Below are 2,174 nucleotides of genomic sequence, written 5' to 3'. Positions count from 1 at the left end.
GCGGTTGCGGGCGCTCCCTGCCTCTGGGCGAGATCCGCAGCAATACGACCTGGGATCTCGTGTCCGACATGGAGGCGCTGCGCCGCCGGCTGGAGATCGAGCGCTGGCTGCTCTTCGGCGGTTCGTGGGGGGCGACGCTGGCCCTGGCCTACGCGCAACGGCATCCCGAAGCCGCAGCGGGGCTCGTGCTGCGCGGGGTCTTTCTCGGCACCGACGCCGAGGTGGAATGGTTCCTCAAGGGACTGCGCCGCTTCGTCCCGGAGGCGTGGAGCGCCTTTGCCCGCGCCCTCGATGTCGATGCATCCGGCGATCCGCTGGAAGCCTGCGTGAGCTTGATCGAAGCATCCGGGGAGACGGCACGGCGTGCTGCGCAGGCATGGATCGATTACGAAGCCGCGGTGATGGCGCTCGGCGAGCGGCCGGGTTCGGCGTCGGGCGTGTTGAGCGATGCCGCGATGCTCGCACGCGTGCGCGTGCAGACCCATTATCTGCGGCACCGCTGCTTTCTCACGGAGCGGCCGATTCTCACGCACATGGCGGCGATCCAGGCGCTGCCGGCGATCATCGTGCAGGGCCGCCTGGACATGGTGTGTCCGCCGGTGACGGCGGCGCGACTCGCAGCATGCTGGCGCGCCGCCGAGCTGAGAATGGTCGACCACGCCGGCCACTTCGTCTTCAATCCGCAGCTCGCCGCGGCGCTGGTGGACGCTCTCGCGGACTTCTCTGCGCGGCTGCGGGATACCTGAGGCAGTGCCCGCGCGCGCCGCGTCGCGCAACAGGCACCCGGCGATGATGCGCGCGACGAAGCGCATCGCTTGGACTACGATACCGGGCAATACAACGGGGCAGGGCTGGTGAGGTCGAAGCAGGATGAGCCTGCGGCTGCGCGTCAATCTCGTCATATCGGTGCTGATGATCGTGTTCCTGGTGGCGGCGGGGGCGATCATCGTCGACGATACGCGGCGCTCGATCCGCGAAGAGATCGAGGCCGGCACCAAGATCACCGTTCAGCTCCTCGCTTCCGTCATCTATGCCGGGCAGTTCTTTCCCTCGAGTAGCTTCCAGCGCGATTACCTGCTCGCCTTCCTCAAGAACCTGGGTCGCGTGCGCGCGCACGACATTGTGCTGGAGGATGGTCTGGGCGATACGGTGTACAAGTCGCCGGGGTCGACCTACAAGAGCGGGCGCGCAGCGCCGGAGTGGTTTCGGCGGATGGTGTCGCCGCAGGTGGAAACCGTGAGCCTCGCGCTGCCCGGAGGCAAGCTCAGCATCATTCCGGACACCTCGCGCGCCGTGCTCGACGCCTGGGACGATCTCAAGGCGCTGATGATGGTGGCGGCGGTGTTCTTCGTGTCGCTGGTCGCGCTGATCTTCTGGCTCGTCGGACGCAGCCTGCATCCGTTGCGGACCGTGCTGGACGGACTGTCGCGGATGGCGCAGGGGCGTCTCGACACGCGCCTGCCGGCGCTGCGGGCGCCGGAATTCTCCGCCATCAGCGGCACTTTCAACCGCATGGCGCAGGCGCTGCAGGAAAGCGCTGCGGAGAACCAGCGGCTTGCCCTCATCGCGCAGCAGTCCTCCGACGCGATCGTGATCCAGGACCTTGACGGCAAGGTGCGCTTCTGGAACCCGGCGGCCGAGCGGCTCTTCGGCTATCGCGGCGACGAGATCCTCGGACAGCCGGCAACGCTGCTGGCCCCGGCGGAGCACGCGGCGGAGATCGCGCGCAATCTCGCCGCCGTCGCGGCGCGCGGCGTGATCGAGAACCAGGAGACGCAGCGGCTCGCGAAGGATGGTCGGGTGGTCGACGTGGCGCTGTCCGCGGCACCGCTGATCGATCCGCAGCGCAATGAGGTCATCGGCAGCATCGTCAGCCTGCGCGACATCACCGAGCACAAGCACGCCGTCGAGACCGAGCGCGCGCTGCGCCAGAACCGCGAGCTCACGCAGCTCATCCAGGAGCACGTCGAGGAAGAGCGGCGCAGCCTCGCGCGCGAGCTGCACGACGAGCTCGGACAATCCGTCACGGCGATCCGGACCATCGGTGCCTCGATCGCCAATCGCACCCGCGACAGCGCGCCGGAGATCCACGAGAGCAGCCGGATGATCGTGCAGGTGGCCGGTCGCCTGTACGACGCCATGCACGGCATCGTGCGCCAGCTGCGGCCGAGCGC

The 2,174-nt window shown here is 68.4% G+C and carries 2 protein-coding genes; both read left to right on the top strand.

Annotation, left to right across the window (positions count from 1 at the left end):
• Positions 1–746: alpha/beta fold hydrolase (locus JNK68_12040; GenBank protein ID MBL8541086.1), on the top strand; the 746-nt coding region annotated here is incomplete at its 5' end.
• 124 nt (positions 747–870) lie between these two features.
• The coding region (locus tag JNK68_12035; protein ID MBL8541085.1) for a PAS domain S-box protein at positions 871–2,174 on the top strand (1,304 nt) is incomplete at its 3' end.

The sequence above is a fragment of the Betaproteobacteria bacterium genome, from assembly GCA_016791345.1.
Lineage (GTDB): Bacteria > Pseudomonadota > Gammaproteobacteria > Burkholderiales > JAEUMW01 > JAEUMW01.
The sequence above is the reverse complement of the archived record's forward strand: the minus strand, read 5'-3'. Positions and strand labels throughout refer to the sequence as shown.